Genomic DNA, 18602 nt, shown 5'->3' with positions numbered 1-18602 from the left:
CATGACGTACCCCACTTCGCGCGACTGGATATTTTCGGTCAAGACCTTCGCGGCTTCCATGCTGGCGCTGTATATCGGCCTCAAGCTGGAACTGCCGCGCCCTTATTGGGCGATGGCGACGGTTTATATCGTGTCGAATCCGTTCGTGGGGGCGACGCGTTCCAAGGCGCTGTATCGCGCGCTCGGCACCATGATCGGCGCATCGGCCGCCGTGCTGTTCGTGCCGCCGTTCGTGGAGTCGCCCTACTGGTTCAGCGCGATAGTCGCGTTGTGGACGGGCACGCTGCTGCTTCTCGCCATCTCGGACCGCACCGCACGCAGCTATGTGTTCATGCTGGCCGCGTACACCATGCCGCTGATCGCACTGCCCTCCGTGATGAACCCGGCGGGCATCTTCGACCTGGCTGTCACGCGGACCGAGGAGATCCTGCTCGGCATCGTGTGTGCGAGCGTGGTCGGCAGCGCCATACTGCCGAACCGCCTTGCGCCAACGCTGATCGAGCGGACCGACGCCTGGTTCCGCGACGCCGCTTTCTATGCCAGGGAAACGCTCTCCAGGCGCACGGGCGGCAAGACCCTCTCGGCGTGCAGGCAGCGGCTCGCGGTCACCGTCAACGCGCTCGAATTCCTGCTGAGCCAGCTTGCCTACGACCACACCCGGCCCGACATACTCGCGCGGGCGCAGGCGCTGCGTGGCCGAATGCAATTGCTGATGCCGATCATGTCGGCGATCAGCGACCCGCTCGCCGCGTTGTTCAACGGCCGGAACCCGCCGCCACCGGGCCTCGAACCGCTGCTCGCCGATATCGTCACATGGTTCGACGAACCGCTCTCCGCGCACACTGATGCGGCGTCATCCAGCAATGCCAATAACGACCCCAAGGCCGACGCCCTGCGCAGCCGGATCGCGAGCCTGCAACCGGACGCGGACCGGCTGCGGACCTGGGAAGGCGCGTTGCTTTCGAACACCCTGTGGCGCTTGAAACAACTCGTCGATGTCTGGCAGGATTGCCGCGCGCTGCGCGTGATCATCACGCACGAGCACGGCAGCTGGCGGCCCCGTTACCGGCATTGGCGGCTCGGCGGCACGCAGCAGTACTTCGATCGCGGCATGCTGCTGTTTTCGGCGGGTTCCGCCGTACTGGCCATTTTCATCGCGTCGAGCCTCTGGATTGCATCCGGCTGGAACGACGGCGCGGGCGCGGTCACGCTGGCCGCGGTGGCGTGCTGTTTCTTCGCCGCCCTCGATGAACCCGCGCCTCAAGTATTCGCGTTCTTCACCTACACCTGTCTTGCCGTGGTGCTCGCCGGGCTGTATCTATTCGTCATCCTACCGACGGTGCACGACTTCCCCATGCTCGTGATCATGTTCGCGGTCCCCTTCATCCTGATCGGCACGCTGATCCCGCGCCCGCAATTCAATCTCGCAACCATGCTGACAGCCGTGAATACCGCCACGTTCATGAGCATCCAGGGAACCTACGACGCGAACTTCCTGACCTTCATGAACAGCAATCTTGCGGGACCGGCAGGGTTGTTATTCGCCTTCGTCTGGACCCGCGTGACACGGCCTTTCGGTTCGGAACTGGCAGCAGCCCGGCTGATCCGCTCGGGCTGGCGCGACGTGGCGCTCAGCGCATCGACCCGGCCCGTCGACGACCAGAAAAATCACACCGCGCGCATGATCGACCGTCTCATGCAAGTCATCCCCCGTCTGGCCGCCAGCGACGACCAGCGCCATCCGTCCATCGAAAGTTTTCGCGACCTGCGTATTGCCTTCAACTCGCTGGATCTGCGGCGCCTGCGGCGACGCCTGCACGACGCCGATCTCGCGTCGGTCGATCGCGTGCTGGAAGGCGTGCGGGCGTATTTCCAGCAGTGCGTCGAGCGCGGCGTACGCCAGCCGGTACCGGCGAGCCTGGAGACGGCTATCGACATAGCGCTGGAACGCATGACCAGGCGCGGCGGCGCGGTGCAGGCGGAAGCGGCGGCGGAACAAGCGGTGGAAGCCGCGCAGCCGGACCAGACGGTCCCCGGCCGCCAGATCCGCGATGCATTGCATGCGCTGGTAGGCATGCGTCTGTCGCTGTTCCCGGACACGCTCGCGGCCGCGTTGCCGCCCCAACCGGGGCCTGCCGCATGACGCGCTGCTCCTTCCATTCCTCTTCGGACGGCACCCCGCGATGATCGGTGAAATCGATATCTACGGCGTGTACCTGCCCGCCGTGCTGGTACTGATGCTGGTCTCGTACCTTTTCTGCCTGATCGTCACGCGGGTGTTCGCCCGTGTCGGGCTGTACCGTTTCGTCTGGCATCGCTCCATTTTCGATCTCGCGATCTACGTGATCGTGCTCGGCATCGTGGTCATTGTTTCGCATCGGCTATTACCGTGAATTTACCGTGAAAAAAACCTGGTTCTCCGTTGGACAGATCCTCTTTACGCTCGTCGTCGTGGCGATCGCCGCATTCGTGTTGTGGCGGCTGGTCGACTACTACATGTTCGCGCCCTGGACCCGCGACGGCCACGTGCGCGCCGACGTCGTGCAAGTGGCGCCCGACGTGGGCGGCCTGATCGTGAGCGTGAACGTGGTCGACAGCCAGCCGGTGAACGCGGGCCAGGTGCTGTTCGTCATCGATCAGGCGCGCTACGAACTGGCGCTGCGCCAGGCGCAGGCAACAGCACTGCAGCGCCGCGCGACGCTCGATCAGGCGCGTAGGGAAGACGCCCGCAACCGCGCGCTCGGCGACCTCGTGGCACGTGAAGTGACCGAGGAAACCCATTCGCGCGTGCAAACGGCGGAAGCGGCGCTGGCGGATGCGGATGTCGCTATCGATACCGCCAGGCTCAACCTGCAGCGCACGACGGTGGTGAGTCCCGTCGATGGTTATCTCAACGATCGCGCGCCGCGCACGGGCGAATACGTGACGGCGGGACGCTCGGTGCTGTCGGTGGTGGACCTGCACTCGTTCCGCGTCGATGGTTATTTCGAAGAGACGAAGCTCCACGGGATCGATATCGGGCAACCGGTGGACATCAAGGTGATGGGCGAGACGAAAATACTGCGCGGGCACGTGCAGAGCATCGTGGCGGGGATCGAGGATCGAGACCGCACGCAAGGATCGAATCTCCTGCCGAACGTAAATCCGGCGTTTAGCTGGGTGCGGCTCGCGCAGCGGATTCCGGTGCGGATCGCGCTGGATGAAGTGCCGGCAGACTTTCGCATGATCGCGGGGCGCACGGCGACGGTGTCGGTACGCGATATCGCGCCGCTCGCCAAATCGAACCCGGCGGCGGGTGCGGGTGGCGCGAGCGGGGTCTTCGCGGCTTCAGGCGCTTCCGCCTCCGTTTCCGCCGCGGCTCCCGTGAGCGCTGCTAGCGGTGTCCTGCCGGTTAGCGGCACTGCCACCGCCTCCGCGCCGGGTGCGAGTCAATGAAGATGCCGCGCGCTCTCGTCCTGACGCCGTTCGTGCTCGCGCTTGCCGCGTGTTTTACCGTTGGTCCCGACTATTCGGTACCGAAAGACGCCGTCGTCAATGCGCCGTTCGCCAACGCCCCGCTCGACGGCGCGGATGGCCAGTCGACAATCTCGAGCGGGCCCGTGCCGGCGCACTGGTGGCGTCTGTACGACGACCCCGTCCTCGACGATCTGGTCCAGCAAGCCATGGCGTCGAACACGGACTTGCGCGTTGCCGCGGCCAATCTCGGCCGTTCGCGTGCCGCGCTCGGCGTGGCGCAGGCGCAAGGCGGCTTTTCAGGCGGGACGTCGGCTGCGTTCAAACGCGCGCAGGAATCGGCGGAGCAATACCTGCTGACGGAAAAAGTCCCGGTCGCGAATGAAGGCGATATCGGCATCAACATTTCTTATGAGCTTGATCTGTTCGGTACGCTTCGCCGAGGCGTGGAAGCGGCGCGCGCCGATAGTGACGCGACCCAGGCCGCGGCCGATCTTGCGCGCATTACGGTAGTAGCGGATGTGGTGCGGGCTTACGTGCAGAATTGTTCGGCGGCGGAAGAACTGGGCATTGCGCAACGCTCGCTGGACTTGCAGCGCCAGCGGGTGTCCGTATCGCGGCGCTTGCAGCAGGCAGGCCGCGGCAATGTGCCCGATGTCACGAGCGGCCAAACGCAGGTGGAAACGCTCTTGGCAAATATTCCGGTCTTCACGGCACGCCGGCGGATTGCGCAATACCAACTCGCCACGCTGCTGGCGCGTGCGCCCGCCGATCTGCCCAGGGGCGTGTTTGCCTGCAACAAGACACCGGTGATCGCGCAGCCGCTGCCCGTCGGCGATGGCGCCGCGCTGCTGCGCCGGCGTCCCGACGTACGCGAGGCGGAACGAAAGCTTGCCGGATCGACGGCGAGGATCGGCGTAGCCACGGGTGCGCTGTTTCCAACGGTGACCCTGGGGGCATCGGCGGGGCTTACCGGCGTGCTCGAGGATCTCGGCACGCAACCCACCGCACGATGGGGTTTCGGTCCTCTGATTAGCTGGACCTTCCCGGTGAACGGTCAGCGCGGGCGAATCCGCGAAGCGCAATACGGCGCCGATGCCGCGCTTGCCCAGTTCGATGGCGTCGTGTTGAAGGCGCTGCGGGAAACGCAGTCGAGCCTCGCCACGTATGCCGCCGATTACACCCGCGCCGATGCGTTGACGGCCGCGCAGAAATCAGCGGCTGAATCCGCCGACCAGACTCATCGCTTCTTTCTCGCCGGACGGGAGTCGTTTATCGCCGATCTGGATGCGACGCGAACGCTGACATCGACGAATGCGCAGTTGGCTGCGGCAAGAGGACAGGTCGCGCTGGATCAGGTCAACCTGTTCCTCGCGCTGGGCGGCGGCTGGGAGATGGACCCCGCCAACGCGGCAGCCGCGCCGGTGAGCGCAAGCGACAGCGCGCCGAGTCAGTGAAGCAGATGGACGAGCTCATGACGTTGCAGCTTCGCTGGCTGGTGAATTAGATCGTCATCCTGATTAATCATTCGGCCGGATCGCGTTGCGGCGATTTATGCGGATGCACGTTTGAAAACCTGCGCCCTTCGCTCTCTTATAATCCGGGCATCTCCTCACATCGCCCACTTGCGCTCGCCACGCGTCCCCCAGCAGAAACGCCGTCTGCTCGCCGATGAATATAAAACTGTTGTGACAGCGAATCTGACAGAACGCGTAAGCTAGGCCCGAGGCTGCCCGGCGGCATGCAGGTTGCTTCGAAGAACTTCCAGCGCGCATGCCCATACTAGGGGAACATGCACCATGTACTTCGATACCCCCGGCCTATGAAAACGTTCCATTGCAATCATTGCAATCAACTGGTGTTCTTCGAGAATTTTCGCTGCGAACGCTGCGAGTCGCTGCTTGGTTTCATTCCGGAAATCGCTGAAATCAGCGCTTTCGAAGACGCTGGCCACGGCCTCTGGCGCAGCCGGCACCCGGAACGCCCAGGCGCGCTTTACAAACGCTGTCATAACTACGAAGTAGAAAAAGTCTGCAACTGGATGGTTCCGGCCGAGTCCACCGACCCGCTGTGCCACGCCTGCCGGCTGACGCACACCATTCCCAACCTTCGCATAGCCAACCGCCGCTACTACTGGTTTCGTCTGGAAGCAGCCAAACGCCGCCTGCTCTATACGCTGGGCGTGCTGGGCTTGCGGGTGGAATCACGTCAGGTCAACCCGAAAACGGGGCTGCAGTTCAAATTCCTAGAAGATAAACGCGGCAAAAGAGTGCTGACCGGCCACGATAACGGCCTGATCACCATGAACATTGCGGAAGCCGACGACGCGCAACGCGAACGCGTGCGGCTCTCGATGGGTGAGCCATACCGGACGCTGCTGGGCCATTTCCGGCACGAGATAGGCCACTATTATTTCGATCGCCTGATTGCGAATACCCCGTGGATTACGGATTTTCGCGCACTATTCGGCGACGAGCGGGTGAATTACCGCGAAGCGCTGGCCGCGCACTATAAAGACGGACCACCGCCGGACTGGGGCAAATCGTTCGTCAGCGCGTACGCGACCACGCATCCGTGGGAGGACTGGGCGGAAACCTGGGCTCATTACCTGCACATCGTGGACACCGTTGACACCGCCATGGCCTGCGGTGTCGCGCTCATGCCGGGAAACTCGCTGGACCCGACGCTTTCGGCCAAGGCCCCGCCGGGCGAAGCCACCTTCGATCATCTGATGAAACAGTGGTTTCCGCTCACCTACGCGTTGAACAGCCTGAATCGCAGTCTCGGCATGCCGGACGCTTACCCGTTTGCGCTCGCGCCGCCCGTCGTCGAAAAACTGCGCTTCGTGGATCACGTGATCGCAGCCTCGCGGCACGTCCAGCCGACGCCGGGCGTAGCCGTTTCAGCGGCCATCACATCGCCGGCGACCAGCAGCAAACAGCAACCGCTACGCCGCTGACCCCGGTACGCTTTTCAATGCAGCGGCGGTCGCATCGGAATGAACAGCACCCGCGCCGTGCAGCGAGACCTTCGATGTTTCCGGCAGCATCAATCCACCGATCAATCCCATCACCGAGATCACGATCAGGTACAACGCCGGCGACATATTGTTGCCTGTCGTCGTAATCAGCCACGTGGCGACCAGCGGCGCCGTGCCGCCAAACACCGTATAGGCCAGGTTGTAGGTGATGGCGGAAGCGGTATAGCGCGTGCGCGTCGGAAACACCTCCGACAATAACGGCGCCGTGACCACGTTCGCCAGCACCCCGCCAAGCGCCAGCAGGCCCACGCCAATCACCGATGGCAAGAAGTGCCCCGACCCCGCCAGCGAGAACGACGGATAGACGGTCGCGATCAGGATGACGCACGCCGTCAACACGGTTTTCCGGCGGCCGACCCAGTCCGAATACAGCCCGGCCAGCGGACACAGCGCCGCCGCGAAAAACAACGCAATCACCGTGATCAGCAGCGACGTCGCGCGATTCAACCCGCCCGCCACTTGCAAATAGGTCGCGAAATAAGTGGTGAACATATAGAACGACAACGCCGTCACCGAGATGAACGCCCCCAGTTTCAGAATGCCCGACGCTTGCGTGCGCAGCGTGTCGCGCAGTGGCGCGTGCGCCACGTCGTGCTCGCCTTCGAGCGCGCGGAAGGCGGGGGTTTCGTTGAGGCTCATCCGCAGGTACAGCCCGATCAGGCCGATGGGCGCGGCGGCCAGGAACGGTACGCGCCAGCCCCAGGTGCTCATGGCATCGGCGGAAAGGGACGCGTCCAATGCATACGCGACGACCGCGGCCACCGCGAATGACGAGAACGTCGATACCGGTATAAAGCTGCCGTAACGCGCCCGCTTGTGTTGCGGCGCATGTTCCATCACGTAGGCGCATGCACCGGCATATTCGCCGCCGGCGGAAAACCCCTGCACGCAGCGGATGACCGTCAGCAGGAACGGCGCGAGCGCGCCGACGGCGGCGTACGTTGGCAGCAAGCCGATCAGCGTGGTGGCGCCGGCCATCATCAGGATGGTCAATGCAAGCGTGCGCTTGCGGCCAATCCGGTCGCCAATCACGCCAAACACAATGCCGCCCAGCGGCCGGAATGCAAACGCCACGGCGAAGACGGCGAAGGTCTTGAGCAGCCCGATCGCCGGGTCGCCGCTCGGGAAGAACTCGCGCGTGAGAATGGTTGCGAGAAAACCATACGCGGCAAAGTCGAACCATTCGACAAAGTTGCCGATCGACGCCGCGAAAATCACCTTGCGCAGCGTTTTCAGATCGACTTCAGGGGGCGATGCTTCCAACGGTCTCGACATTCGATGACTCCCGGGAAAAGGAACGGCCTTGCAGGATGGTTTTTTTAGCGAGCCGGCACACCGGAAACGCGCTGGATGGGTCCCTTTGAGTAGATGCGACCATAAACTCCGCTCCTAGAACGATCACGTCAAGGTGATAGGACCGAAGCGACATCGATCCCGCCGGCTACGGGTGCGGCCGGGACGAACGCAGCGCTCCTGACGAATGGGAGCACGGCCCGGCATTGGCAGAATCTGCGTGCAGCCGAGCTCCGCCCGTCGTCGTTACCGGCTCAAACTGACTGGGAAGACAGGTGCGTCTCTCCATTGACGACAGCGGCGGTTCATCGGTCGAACAGGTCATGGAGATGACCGGACCCGGCTGCGAGTGCGTCGGGTGTCAATGCGGTTGCTCGGGCCCTGAAGTCGCGAACCGGACGATGTGCAACCGGGTCAGGTCGATGCGCGCGATGACGGCTGGACCGAGGTCGTGCTCAAGCCGGCGGCTTGATTGCATCGCGTGCATGCGTGTCGATCAAGGCTTACAACTTCACGCGAAGCGCCGCTAGAAGAGAATCACTTCTTGCCATGCGTGCCGGCATATTTGAACGTCCCTTGCGCACTCGCAATCAGGAGCTTGTCGTCGACCCACGCTTCGCCGCGCGAGAAGAAGATGCTGCGCCCTTGCCGCTCGATGAAACCCTTCGCTGTCACGCTTTCACCCAGACCCGTATCGAGATAATTCACTGTCAGCGAAAGCGTGAAGCCGTGGATGGCCGGTTCGCCCTCCTCGGCATAAAGGCCCGCATAACCGCATGCGGCATCGAGCAAGGTCGCTACCGCGCCGCCTTGCAACACGCCTTGCCGGTTCAGGTTGCGCGCCTGGATCGGCATGCGAAACTCGGCATAACCGTTCTTCCACGCAACCAGGCGCGCATCGAGGAATTCGAGAAACGGGTTGTCGAGAATGAAATCGGACATCGAAAAGGCTCCTGCCGGGTAAGTAGGGTTTAACCAAAGCGTTTAACCAAGACTGTGCCATGGCGAAGCGATTGACGTGCGAAGACTCCCGGTCGCGGACGCGGGTTCATCATGTCTCTGTAGTGCGCTACATCCCGCTACCGCAAGGCAAGTACGTACTCACTCCGGCAGCCGAATCCCGGATAAGCGTTCACACGCTGCGATCAGCCGATCCTGCAAATCCGCATCGCGGGCGGCCGCGCTCGGCTCGCGCCGTTTCATATGGAAGAAATATTCGCCGGTCACCCTTGCGGCTGGATCATTGCTTACCGCGAGCCAGGCCTGTGTCTGCGGGGCCGCCTTCAGGTCATCGGGCGCGCCGGCGCCGCCCATCCTGGTCGGCACCCAGCCCGGATGCACGGCGTTGGACAACACGCCCGGCCAGCGGCGCGCCACGCCGAACGCGAGCAGGACGTCATGCAATTTTGAATCGGAATAGGCGCTTGCGCCCTGCCACGACCGCTGCACCCACAGAAGATCGTCGAGACTGGCATCGCCGCTTTCATGCAGGCCCGAGCTGAGATAGACCAGGCGCTGGGGCTTATCCATCAACGCGGTCAGGATGTAAGGCGCGAGCGTGTTGATGGCGAAGACATGCGGCAAGCCATCAACGGTCTCAATGCGTCGCGGCTCGCGATACCCCACGGCCGCGTTATGGATCACAGTATCGAAATGTCCGAGCCGGTTCACTTGCAGAGCCACGCGGGTGGTCTCCTCGATACTGGACAAATCGCCGGATACGGTAGCTTGTGCACCCGATACGGCTTGCATCGCTTCATGCGCGCGTTCTTCATGGCGGGCGTGCAACACCACCTGATGCCCCTGCGCAACCAGCAAGCGGGCGGCCATTTGACCGAGTCCATCGGCTGAGCCGGTAATGAAAATGCGTGACATGGCGGCACCCTTTAATGATCAGATGAATCAGACCGAACGAATATTGATTCGGTCAACTTGATGGCGAGCGTAGCGCGAGAGCTTGTCCTGAGCGAGCGCGCGCCGGTCATCAAGCTCATGACATGCAGTCATGGACGGTAAGCACTTGAGAGACTTTGTAAAAAACGATGTTTGCTTCAGGCCCGTGGTCAGCTAAAGTAATCGATCACGCCCTTTTTCGAGTGAGCGAATCATGGACGTCCCTAAGCATGTTGCCGACATTGCCGCGCCCAAGCCGTCGCGGCTCTTTTCCTCGTCCGCGCGCGACGCGGGGTTAAGTCTCGTCCGCAATCTCTCGATTCCCAAGCCCTTTCCCGAAGCCGCCCTCGAAGCCCAGTTCCTTGAAGACCACAGCCGCCGTTTCTGCGCGTTCCGCCGCGCGTCAGCGCTTCTCGCGCTGAGCGTATGGGTCTGCTTTCTCTGGTACGACTTCAACTTCGGCCGCGAAAGCGCGGTGCTTGCACCCGTCTTCATGCAGATCATGGCGCTGCGGCTCGCCGGCATCGTGTTGCTGATGTTCGTCGGCAGCCTGACCTTGAGGGCCTCGTTCGCGACGCATGCCACATCACAGCGCGTGATCCTCACCGGCGTCTATGGCTGCAATTTGCTGCTGCTCCTGCTGGTGGCCCTGTCGCCCGGGCCGTTCAATTACACCTGGTATTTCGTTGGCCTCTACCTCGTATTTTTCTTCCAGTTCGGCTTTTTCTACCTGAAGTCCAGGGTCGCGCTGACGGCCGCCGTGGTCACGTTTTCAGCAGTCATCGTGCTGCAGCTCACCATCAGGATTCTCTCGCCCGAAGACTTCTACATGGGCCTGTTCTATCTCTTCAACGTGGTCGTGATCGGCCACGGGGTGTGCGTGCATGCGGAGCGGGTATCGCGTGAGCGCTTCGCGGCAGAGCGTGCACTCGGTGTGCTCAATAACGAGCTCCTCACCGCAAACGTTCAACTGGAACGAAAGAACCTCGACTTGCTGGCGTCGAAGAAGGATCAGGACACCAAGACCAACGCGTTGCTTGCGCTCAAGGAGCAGCAGATGCTCGCCGCGGAAACCGCGAGCAAGGAGAAGTCGAATTTCCTGGCGGCCGCCACGCACGATTTGCGGCAGCCCATGCACGCGCTCAATCTCTTCCTGCAAGCTGCCGCCGAAGCGCTGCACCACGACGATGTCACCGAAGCCGGCCGGCTGATCGATGAATCCGGCCGTTCTTCGGTGATCCTCGCGCGCTTCCTGAACGCGGTGCTCGATCTGTCGCGGCTCGAGTCGGGCCGGGTCGTGCCGCGCTATCACGTGTTCGACCTCAAGATCGCCGTGCTGGAAGCGGCTGAACAACTGCGCCCGCTCGCAGCCATGCACGGTGTCGAGCTGCGGCTGCGCATGCCTGAGGCGCCCGTGTACGTGCGCAGCGACGCGCATTGGCTTGGGCGGGCCATTGTGAACCTGGTGTCGAACGGCATTCGTTACGCCGATGCCAGCAACAAAGCCACGCCGGTGGTTATTGTGGGCGTGGTGCGCTCGGCCACGCGAACGCGCATTGATGTGGTGGACAACGGTATTGGCATTGCATCGGAACATTGGGACTCGATCTTCCAGCCGTTCTTCCAGGTGGGCAATACCGAGCGGGACAGCGACCGGGGCCTGGGCCTCGGCCTGTCGATCGTGAACGCCGTGGTGTCGATCCTGGAGGAGCATCGGATCGAGTTGAAATCGACTGAAGGACGCGGTTCACGCTTCTCGCTCGAAATGCCCATTTGCGGTTCGCCTCTGGGCGAAACCGCGCCGCGTACGCGAGGCGAGACCGCCGATCTGCAGACCGTGCCGCTGGATGGGCTCTACGTATTGCTGGTGGAGGACGACAGCCTCGTGCGGGCATCGACGGAAGCGTTGCTCGTGCAGTGGGGCATGCTGTTCGACTCCGCCAGCAGCTTCAAGGAGTTCGAAGAAACGCTGGACACCATTGAACGCTATCCGGATCTCATCATCACGGACTTCCGCTTGCGCGATTCCAAAACCGCGCGCGAAGTGGCCATGCTGGGGGCGCAAAAGATCGGGCGCCGCTGCCCGTGCCTGGTCGTCACCGGCGAACCGGCTGCAACCATCGTGCCGCTTGCATGCGATCACGATGTGTTGAGCAAGCCTGTCAGCCCCGCTGAGTTGCGCAAGCAGATCGCATCGCTGATATCGGGGCGCGCGGTGGGTGAAACCGCAAAAGCTTGCTGAAGGGAAGGAGATGGGAAGCGAACGCGAACGCCAGGCTAGGGCGTAAGCCTGCTGGCAGGTTAGGGCCTGATTTTGGGAATCCCGATGAGGGCGCCAATTTTCGCTCTTACGTCAGTGAGTTCACTTGAAGAAACCTGGCCCTTGCGGGTTGCCTTGCGCGCCCCCCAATCCAGGCTCTTGACCTGATCGGCCAGCACCGCCTGCTGCCGGTCGCCACCAATGATCACCTCGAACGGATAACCCTTGATCTGCGTTGTCATAGGGCAACAAAGCATCAACCCAGTCTTGTTGTTGTACGTCGATGGACTGAGCACGAGCGCGGGTCGGTGCCCGGCTTGTTCGTGACCTGCCTGCGGGTCGAAATGCAGCCACACCATATCGCCGGCTTCCGGCACATAACGACGTACCATCAGAAGGTTTCCTTGCCGAGTGCCGCGCCAAAACTGACTTCGGCGTGCAAGTTTTCCCGCGTTATACCGGCAAGCATCTGATCAAGGTCGTATTCTTTGGAGCGCACCGGCTCGATAACGATCCGTCCGCCTTCCTCATGCACGTCTACAATCTCGTCCAGATTCAGGCTGATCGCGTCCATCACCGCGGCGGGAATGCGCACTGCTGCGCTATTACCCCATTTCTTCACCGTTACGCGCATTTCAATCCCCTGTATCGTCAATGTAGATACTATGCCATAACACCAAGGCAGTAGCAACTTTGTAGATACATGAGAGTGCCTGCATTGTGAAAGGGCGGCCCGCTGTTCTCAGCGCGCCGGTCCATCCATACTTGTTTTTATAAATCTCTCAGGTCCAGCCAACCCTACCGTGACGCGCTCGCAGTCGCGGTATTGCCCATCGGCATCTCGATTCCCCGGCGCGCCATCTCCACGATCAGGAACGTGCGCCGCGTCACGTGAAACCGCGCGAGGAGATCGCTTGAATACTCCTTGGCGGTGTTCTCGCTGATATTCATTTTTCTCGCGATCGCCTTGTTCGACAAACCCTGCAACAAATAGCGCAGCGTTTCGGTCAGGCGCGGCGGCAGGTTCAGCGACTCCACCGTCACGCCGGAATGCGTCGACACCGGCTTGGGGCTGTGACCGCCCTTTCCCAGCACGCTATTGGGCAGATACACGCGGCCGCTCAGAATCGTCTTGAGGGCCTCGCGGAACACGCCCGCCCCTTGCTCACTCGCCTTCGAAATAAAGCCGCATGCGCCGCTCCTGATGCATTCCAGCACCGTATCGCGGTCGTCTTGTGCGGACAGCATGATGGTCTGTACCTCGCGCTCCTGCTCCCCGATCCAGTTCAGCAGATCGAGTCCCGTGGAATTCCCCCGTAATTGATAGTCGAGGAAAACGAGATCGTACGAGCGCGCGGAAAGCTTCTCCGTCGCCTGTTCGAAGCCGTCAGCCTCGTCGATATCGAGTAACGGTTCGTTGGCAAGGATCAGGCTTTTCATGGCGCTTCTCGTGAGCCCCTCATCCTCGACCAGCAGCACCGTTTTGAAATTGCCGTTTTCCATTGCCATTCCCATAAATCACACCCTGATGGTAACGGCATGTCGGGGCGTCGCCACCCCCCCTTTCGCAGGGATACGAAGGGGGGTCTGCGACCCCCCCGAAAAATCAGGCCCTGCCCCTCCTCGACCGGGTTTTGCGGCAAACGTTTCACCGCGACACTGCGTCATCGGTTCCGCAGCACTCCCAACGCCGGATTCGAAACAGCCGTTCATGGAGGTCATACGGCTCCGGCGACTCGCCCAGTCACATAAAACCAAAAGGAGGACACCATGAGCAATCGCTCAGGCACGGATGATGAAAGACACTTTGCATTGTGGAGCAACAAGCAGGCACGCATGCCGATTGGATCACCGCGGGTACTGATCGCCCATCAGGACAAACTGATCGGGGAATCGCTGGCCGCGCTGCTACGGCTGACCGGGCTGCAGGTCATGCATACCCAGAGCCTGAAATCCGCACGGTCACTGCTGCAGAACTGGAAACCCCAGGCATTGATACTGGACACGCGGCTCGACAGCGAATCCGGTTACGCCTTCATCAACGCACTGCGCCCCGACGCCGACCTCACCGGCCGCCTGCTGGTCGCAATCAGTAACATCTGGCCGGCCGATCCTGTCGAAACCCTGAAAGACGCAGGCTTCGACGCTCACTGCCGGCGGCCCTGCGCCACCTGGCGCCTGGCAGAGATGCTGGCCACCTACTTCTCGATACCGAAACGGTGCCAGTACTGAAACTGCGCTGAAACCGCGCTGAATTCACGCCGACGCCGACGTCGACGCCACCAGCACCGGCTGTACTGAACTGAAAGGCAAGCTCAAGTGAACATGATGACGATCAACACCGCGCCGCCCGCTGACACTACGTCTTCTCTCAGTGCCGCCGGCAAATCACGGCCCATTGCGTGAGGCAGCGCACCGCGAACACCCGCGCCACCGGGCGTGCCGATGACAGCGCCTATCCGCCCTGCCGCTGCACCGCCAATCATCGAAGCCCGCCGCCGCACCCAGCGCGGCGCCGCTCACCGCACCGTGGAGCCGGCGCTTAAAAACCAGCGTATCAATGTCCGTAATACAGCGCGACGAGACCAATCAAAAATAATCGTTCGTATAACGAATCATTATTCGAACGTAAATACATAACACAGCGAGCGTATATAAAACGCTTCATTCACCTGCACGGAGGTGGCAGTGCGTCAGAACGCGTTCCAGCTCTCCTCGCCGGCGCTCGCCGTTTTCAACGGTGCGGCCAGCACGGTAGGCGAGCGTTTAACGGCACGTTTGGGATCGGCGAAGGAGCCACGCGAACCAACAGTTTTACGACGGAATGTGACGCAACGGTCGTCCCCTCCATCTGGAAGAACGCCACGGCCTCCGTCAACTGCCGGCCCTGATCCTGCAGCGACTGGGATGCCGCTGCCGCTTCTTCCACCAGTGCAGCGTTCTGGGACGGGCTTAACGCCGTCCGTACAGGCTAAATGCCCATTTGATCAATTGAAATGAAAACGGCGCACCTCAGGGTGCGCCGACGGGACACATGCGCTTGCTGCACGTGTCAGGAAACTATGAGAGCAAGCCGGTCAGACCGGACTTGTAAAGACGTTGTCGGTGGGTGCTTTAAACAGCCAGCCCTTTCGATGCGGCGAATAACGGCCCGCTGCGAGGAATCAGCCGCGGGTGTCGACCCAGTGCCGTGCCCACTTGCGTGAATGACCGAGCGCTTGCGCTTCGTTCTTGAAATAATCGAGAACGTGGAATTGGTAGCGGCTGCCCTTTTCGCTGCCGCTGTTACGCTCGAGCAAAAGGTTCGACGCAAACGATCCATCAGGCAGACGATGAGCGGAGGGAACGACTTTATAGCCGTTGTACAAATAAATATTAGAGTTATGCATAAGTTGAAACACACGAACAAACGCGGGTCCGACAACATTGATTGTCAGGACGCGTTGATAACAGGCACCAGGCCTTAAAAATTCGCAGAGGAAACAGCAGAAAAACAGCAGAAAGCAGCCGAAATCACAAGCGCGCCAACGAACTATTAACGTTCAGTTTGAATCGCGACGTGTGGCAGCGAAGTTGCAGGAGATTGCAGAGGGACTAAAGCGGACTAAAGTGGAAGTGCAAACAGATGCAAGCAGAGGCAGACAGGTGCAATGCTGGTGGTAGCGGCGTCGTTCAATACAGGCAACTGCCGCAACCGGGAACCGAAGCTCCGCGAAAACATTTACTACTCGCGTAAATTAGCGTGAGCTAATTTACGCGATCAATCACTTACACCACCAATTACAGCGGGGTAATGTTCGAAGCTTGCAGACCCTTCGGGCCTTGCTTGGTTTCGAAGCTAACCTTTTGGTTTTCGGCGAGCGTCTTGAAGCCGTCGCTACGAATTTCCGAAAAGTGGGCGAAGAGGTCGTCGCCGCCTGCGTCAGGCGTAATGAAGCCGAAGCCCTTGCTGTCATTGAACCACTTAACGATACCGGTATCCATATTAAATCCTTGAAAATATAAAAATGATGCAACCTCGTATTGAGGCGAGAGAAGCTTCAAGGAAGTGAGAGGACAACAAATACCGCGGAGATAACGAGGCAGAATGATGAACAGCAATCGAGCTTCTTGAATACTTCGACCTTCAGGTTACGTGCCGCGGCGTAAGGTGTCAAGCTATTTCGGACTGTGCCGAGTCGCGCAGTGTAACGATCACAGCCGATTTACAGTCGTTCGCCGCGCGGGCAAAGCGCCAGGACGGTCACTCAGGCACCGCAATGTCACCGTCCACGAGGCTTGCACCGTACTGCTCCGCGTAATCGCGGGCGCTTTGCGCGTCCGGGAAAAGCGGCATGTCTGCGCAACCGACAAACGGATAGATCACGCGCTTGTCGCTCAGGCGCGTGATGCGCAGCGTGGGCATGGTTCCGCCCGTTGCGCGCCTTGACGAGGCCGCCATGTTGTAATTGGCCCACCCGGCCGGCTTGTCGGCCGCCCGGTTATCAAGTGAAGCGGTCGAAGGCGAATGATCGAGCGAATAACTCATAGGTCGGCGATCGATTCGCCGGCGACGTTGCCGTCGATCAGCCGTTCCGCATAGCGCGTGGACGCGAGCCGCGCTTCGCCCGAGCCGCTGAACGGACCCTCGCCCGGCACGCGGTACACGCGGCTGGTGGTCGTGCTGTCGTCAATGCCGCGCCGGGAAATTTTCACGGCGGCGTCGAAACCCGCGTCGTAATGGCGCGAACCATCCGCGCCGCGCGGCTTGTGCGGGTAGATCAGCGGATAAATTTCGAGGCCGCGGTAGCTTCTTACAGTGTCGTTCATGATGTTCTTCAGTTATTGCGCGACGTCCCGAGGTCTTGCCGCGCGTGGGTACTGCGAGCGTTACCGCTCATGTGGCGTTGTCTGCGCCGCCTGGCTGCAAAGGTGCGGGCGCAACCGTCACGGATGGCTGGAACCGCCTTACGGAGCGGGAAAAGCGCCCGCTGCGCGCGTTATACAGAGCACCTGCCTGGACCTTGCCGTCGATGATGTCACGACCGTACTGCATGGCCAGCTCGATTGCGTCTTCGGCGTTAGCCGGCTCGGCGCCCTTGATTGCCGGCGAATAGCGCTTGGACGTTGCGCTGTCGGACGGTACGGCGTCTATCTGAACAATCGCAGAAAAACGCTTGGGACCTTTTGCAAACGGATCGCCATGCGGCGGGAAAATCTGCTGCGAATAAGCGCGCAATGCATAGCCGCGATATTCGATGGTATGGATGGTCATAACGCACTCGCTGGACACACTGCGCTGACCGTCGGGAAAATCTGCTGAAGACCGATATGCAAACTGGCGGTCATCGGCATCGGAACGATTAAGAATGCGCTCAATCGTTGCGTGAGGCAAGGCAAATCGACGTCTGACCGAGATTGCACGGATGGCGGAGGTGCTTGACCAGCGGAGGCGCCACGACCATTTTTAAAGCACTGGTCGAAGTACGCCGGTCGCTTTTTCCTGCGTCAGCACGAATTTCGCCACGGGCGGCACTTTTGGCCGGATCCAGACCTGGATAACCGATTCAAGCCGTTTTAGGCATCAGAACGCTGGATGAAAATAGATTACTACACCAATAAAAATCTGCAGTTTCGCGGCGCGCCGTCCGCTGAATAAAATGAGCTGGCGCATTCGCCACTTGCACCGCGATCTTTTATATTGACCCAATGCGGCAAACCCTGCCGATATTCCACAGCACGCTCGATTGCACCGGGATTTTTGTCGACCCGCGACGAAAACCACTCGCCTCATCTTATAAAGCTTCAGCTGGTGGCCGTAAATAGAACGCCGTTTCAACTTGCGTCGAAACGGCGGTTTTAAACTTGCTTGAGCCTTGGACTCGTCGCACGGGGTGATCGGCACGTGGATGTCGACCCTGCGTGCGACGACCGCGCAGGGTGACGTGGTTCGCCGCCAGCGAGTGCAACTACGGGCAACTCGAACCCAAAGAATGCTCGATGTTACGCGTGCCTCGTATCGGCCATCATTGCGTGCATCACTCCTCCTTCGTCTCGCTCCAGCCGCCGCCGAGCGAGCGGTACAACGCGACCGCTGCCAGCGCGTGTTCGCGCCTCGCCTGGTTCAGCGCATCCGAGTCTTGCAGATACGCTTCCTGCGCCGCGAGCACATCGAGGAAACCGCTCGCACCGCCCTTATAAAGTTGCGTAGAGAGACGCAGCGACTGGTCGGACGATTGCAAGGCATCCTTCAGGCGGTCCGCCTGTTCAGACGTACTGACAAGATCAGTGCGTGTGTCCTCCACGTCTTTCAGCGCCTGCAGCAGGGTCTGCCGGAGATGCAGATCGGACCCGCGCATGCGGCTTTCGCTCTGCTCGATGCCTGCCGTGATGCGCCCGGCGTTGAAAATCGGGCTCGTCGCATTGAGCGCGGCGCTGAAGAGGTTGTCGGTGAGCGTGGGCAAGCCAAGATAAGACGACGCCAGCAAACCGTCAGTCAGTTGCAGCGAAAACTTAGGATAACGATCCGCCTGCGCAACACCCACTTCCGCTGCGCGTTGCGTGAGCTCGGCGTAGGCGCTGCGGACATCCGGACGGCGCAGCAAAGCCTCCGAAGGCAGGGGTTGCTGGTTCGATCCCAGCCGGGCGCACCAATCCTGACAAGGGTTTCAGCGGTTTTCTCGC

Annotated in this window: 19 protein-coding genes and 2 pseudogenes; 7 read left to right on the top strand and 14 right to left on the bottom strand. The window is 61.1% G+C overall.

Annotation, left to right across the window (positions count from 1 at the left end; translation table 11 throughout):
• The first annotated feature begins 1 nt into the window (after position 1).
• From AWB69_RS06445 to AWB69_RS06425, 5 genes are all read left to right on the top strand, one after another.
• Entirely contained in the window at positions 2-2143 is a 2142-nt protein-coding gene (locus AWB69_RS06445; protein ID WP_062083418.1) for an FUSC family protein, read from the top strand.
• Between the two features lie 40 nt (positions 2144-2183).
• Positions 2184-2393, top strand: coding sequence for a DUF1656 domain-containing protein (locus tag AWB69_RS06440; RefSeq protein ID WP_062083416.1), 210 nt, complete (start codon positions 2184-2186; stop codon positions 2391-2393).
• A gap of 7 nt (positions 2394-2400) precedes the next feature.
• Positions 2401-3435 carry an efflux RND transporter periplasmic adaptor subunit gene (locus AWB69_RS06435; RefSeq protein WP_062083713.1) on the top strand — a complete coding sequence of 345 codons (1035 nt, stop codon included), beginning with the start codon at positions 2401-2403 and terminating at the stop codon, positions 3433-3435.
• A complete protein-coding gene (locus AWB69_RS06430; protein ID WP_082913285.1) occupies positions 3432-4910 on the top strand; it encodes an efflux transporter outer membrane subunit in 1479 nt (492 codons plus the stop codon). Before AWB69_RS06435 ends, AWB69_RS06430 begins: the two co-directional genes overlap by 4 nt.
• A gap of 365 nt (positions 4911-5275) precedes the next feature.
• Positions 5276-6412 (top strand): zinc-binding metallopeptidase family protein, encoded by a 1137-nt coding sequence (locus AWB69_RS06425; RefSeq protein ID WP_062083412.1) that lies wholly within the window; start codon positions 5276-5278, stop codon positions 6410-6412.
• On the opposite strand, the gene AWB69_RS06420 is transcribed toward AWB69_RS06425, so the two are convergent.
• The 3 genes from AWB69_RS06420 to AWB69_RS06410 form a co-directional block, all read right to left on the bottom strand.
• Positions 6401-7768, bottom strand: coding sequence for an MFS transporter (locus AWB69_RS06420; RefSeq protein ID WP_062083410.1), 1368 nt, complete (start codon positions 7766-7768; stop codon positions 6401-6403). The two genes, AWB69_RS06425 and AWB69_RS06420, sit on opposite strands and share 12 nt — an antisense overlap.
• A gap of 555 nt (positions 7769-8323) precedes the next feature.
• On the bottom strand, positions 8324-8728 hold the full coding sequence (locus AWB69_RS06415) for a PaaI family thioesterase (RefSeq protein WP_062083408.1): 405 nt from the start codon (positions 8726-8728) through the stop codon (positions 8324-8326).
• Between the two features lie 159 nt (positions 8729-8887).
• The gene (locus AWB69_RS06410) at positions 8888-9661 is read right to left on the bottom strand and encodes an SDR family NAD(P)-dependent oxidoreductase (RefSeq protein WP_062083406.1); all 774 of its coding nucleotides are present in this window, start codon (positions 9659-9661) and stop codon (positions 8888-8890) included.
• 232 nt (positions 9662-9893) lie between these two features.
• Here AWB69_RS06410 and AWB69_RS06405 point away from each other — a divergent pair, with 232 nt between their 5' ends.
• The gene (locus tag AWB69_RS06405; protein ID WP_062083404.1) at positions 9894-11921 is read left to right on the top strand and encodes an ATP-binding response regulator; all 2028 of its coding nucleotides are present in this window, start codon (positions 9894-9896) and stop codon (positions 11919-11921) included.
• Between the two features lie 59 nt (positions 11922-11980).
• On the opposite strand, the gene mazF is transcribed toward AWB69_RS06405, so the two are convergent.
• The 3 genes from mazF to AWB69_RS06390 all read right to left on the bottom strand — a co-directional run bounded on the left by mazF (position 11981) and on the right by AWB69_RS06390 (position 13442).
• Positions 11981-12331, bottom strand: a complete 351-nt coding sequence (mazF, locus tag AWB69_RS06400; protein ID WP_062083402.1) for an endoribonuclease MazF — start codon at positions 12329-12331, stop codon at positions 11981-11983.
• Positions 12331-12573, bottom strand: a complete 243-nt coding sequence (locus tag AWB69_RS06395; protein ID WP_062083400.1) for an AbrB/MazE/SpoVT family DNA-binding domain-containing protein — start codon at positions 12571-12573, stop codon at positions 12331-12333. The genes mazF and AWB69_RS06395 overlap by 1 nt, the downstream gene beginning before the upstream one ends.
• Before the next feature lie 164 nt (positions 12574-12737).
• Positions 12738-13442 carry a response regulator gene (locus tag AWB69_RS06390; protein WP_062083398.1) on the bottom strand — a complete coding sequence of 235 codons (705 nt, stop codon included), beginning with the start codon at positions 13440-13442 and terminating at the stop codon, positions 12738-12740.
• A 267-nt stretch (positions 13443-13709) separates the two neighbouring features.
• On the opposite strand from AWB69_RS06390, the gene AWB69_RS06385 reads away from it, so the two are divergent.
• Positions 13710-14171 carry a response regulator gene (locus AWB69_RS06385; RefSeq protein ID WP_062083395.1) on the top strand — a complete coding sequence of 154 codons (462 nt, stop codon included), beginning with the start codon at positions 13710-13712 and terminating at the stop codon, positions 14169-14171.
• Between the two features lie 83 nt (positions 14172-14254).
• On the opposite strand, the gene AWB69_RS47495 is transcribed toward AWB69_RS06385, so the two are convergent.
• The 8 genes and pseudogenes from AWB69_RS47495 to AWB69_RS06355 all read right to left on the bottom strand — a co-directional run.
• Positions 14255-14425 (bottom strand): hypothetical protein, encoded by a 171-nt coding sequence (locus AWB69_RS47495; protein ID WP_156528758.1) that lies wholly within the window; start codon positions 14423-14425, stop codon positions 14255-14257.
• 248 nt (positions 14426-14673) lie between these two features.
• Positions 14674-14883: pseudogene (locus AWB69_RS49215) on the bottom strand (hypothetical protein); the annotation flags it as partial.
• A gap of 220 nt (positions 14884-15103) precedes the next feature.
• Positions 15104-15328: a hypothetical protein gene (locus AWB69_RS06380; RefSeq protein WP_062083392.1), complete on the bottom strand. Its 225-nt coding sequence runs from the start codon at positions 15326-15328 to the stop codon at positions 15104-15106.
• 391 nt (positions 15329-15719) lie between these two features.
• Complete coding sequence (locus AWB69_RS06375) at positions 15720-15923, bottom strand: cold-shock protein (protein ID WP_031362000.1); 204 nt, start codon at positions 15921-15923, stop codon at positions 15720-15722.
• A gap of 259 nt (positions 15924-16182) precedes the next feature.
• A complete protein-coding gene (locus tag AWB69_RS06370) occupies positions 16183-16467 on the bottom strand; it encodes a DUF6723 family protein (RefSeq protein WP_062083390.1) in 285 nt (94 codons plus the stop codon).
• Positions 16464-16748, bottom strand: coding sequence for a hypothetical protein (locus AWB69_RS06365; protein WP_062083388.1), 285 nt, complete (start codon positions 16746-16748; stop codon positions 16464-16466). The genes AWB69_RS06370 and AWB69_RS06365 overlap by 4 nt, the downstream gene beginning before the upstream one ends.
• A 67-nt stretch (positions 16749-16815) precedes the next feature.
• Positions 16816-17193: a hypothetical protein gene (locus AWB69_RS06360; protein ID WP_063977758.1), complete on the bottom strand. Its 378-nt coding sequence runs from the start codon at positions 17191-17193 to the stop codon at positions 16816-16818.
• Between the two features lie 763 nt (positions 17194-17956).
• Positions 17957-18544, bottom strand: a pseudogene (locus AWB69_RS06355) (TolC family protein); the annotation flags it as partial.
• Positions 18545-18602: the final 58 nt, after the last annotated feature.

The organism is Caballeronia udeis (assembly GCF_001544555.2).
Classification (GTDB): domain Bacteria; phylum Pseudomonadota; class Gammaproteobacteria; order Burkholderiales; family Burkholderiaceae; genus Caballeronia; species Caballeronia udeis.
This window is presented reverse-complemented; position numbering and strand designations above follow the sequence as displayed.

Coding starts and splice junctions, on each gene's coding strand:
- AWB69_RS06445 (WP_062083418.1), top strand. CDS start 2: ATGACGTACCCCACTTCGCGCGACTGGATATTTTCGGTCAAGACCTTC.
- AWB69_RS06440 (WP_062083416.1), top strand. CDS start 2,184: ATGATCGGTGAAATCGATATCTACGGCGTGTACCTGCCCGCCGTGCTG.
- AWB69_RS06430 (WP_082913285.1), top strand. CDS start 3,432: ATGAAGATGCCGCGCGCTCTCGTCCTGACGCCGTTCGTGCTCGCGCTT.
- AWB69_RS06425 (WP_062083412.1), top strand. CDS start 5,276: ATGAAAACGTTCCATTGCAATCATTGCAATCAACTGGTGTTCTTCGAG.
- AWB69_RS06420 (WP_062083410.1), bottom strand. CDS start 7,768: ATGTCGAGACCGTTGGAAGCATCGCCCCCTGAAGTCGATCTGAAAACG.
- AWB69_RS06415 (WP_062083408.1), bottom strand. CDS start 8,728: ATGTCCGATTTCATTCTCGACAACCCGTTTCTCGAATTCCTCGATGCG.
- AWB69_RS06410 (WP_062083406.1), bottom strand. CDS start 9,661: ATGTCACGCATTTTCATTACCGGCTCAGCCGATGGACTCGGTCAAATG.
- AWB69_RS06405 (WP_062083404.1), top strand. CDS start 9,894: ATGGACGTCCCTAAGCATGTTGCCGACATTGCCGCGCCCAAGCCGTCG.
- mazF (WP_062083402.1), bottom strand. CDS start 12,331: ATGGTACGTCGTTATGTGCCGGAAGCCGGCGATATGGTGTGGCTGCAT.
- AWB69_RS06395 (WP_062083400.1), bottom strand. CDS start 12,573: ATGCGCGTAACGGTGAAGAAATGGGGTAATAGCGCAGCAGTGCGCATT.
- AWB69_RS06390 (WP_062083398.1), bottom strand. CDS start 13,442: ATGGAAAACGGCAATTTCAAAACGGTGCTGCTGGTCGAGGATGAGGGG.
- AWB69_RS06385 (WP_062083395.1), top strand. CDS start 13,710: ATGAGCAATCGCTCAGGCACGGATGATGAAAGACACTTTGCATTGTGG.
- AWB69_RS47495 (WP_156528758.1), bottom strand. CDS start 14,425: ATGATTGGCGGTGCAGCGGCAGGGCGGATAGGCGCTGTCATCGGCACG.
- AWB69_RS06380 (WP_062083392.1), bottom strand. CDS start 15,328: ATGCATAACTCTAATATTTATTTGTACAACGGCTATAAAGTCGTTCCC.
- AWB69_RS06375 (WP_031362000.1), bottom strand. CDS start 15,923: ATGGATACCGGTATCGTTAAGTGGTTCAATGACAGCAAGGGCTTCGGC.
- AWB69_RS06370 (WP_062083390.1), bottom strand. CDS start 16,467: ATGAGTTATTCGCTCGATCATTCGCCTTCGACCGCTTCACTTGATAAC.
- AWB69_RS06365 (WP_062083388.1), bottom strand. CDS start 16,748: ATGAACGACACTGTAAGAAGCTACCGCGGCCTCGAAATTTATCCGCTG.
- AWB69_RS06360 (WP_063977758.1), bottom strand. CDS start 17,193: ATGACCATCCATACCATCGAATATCGCGGCTATGCATTGCGCGCTTAT.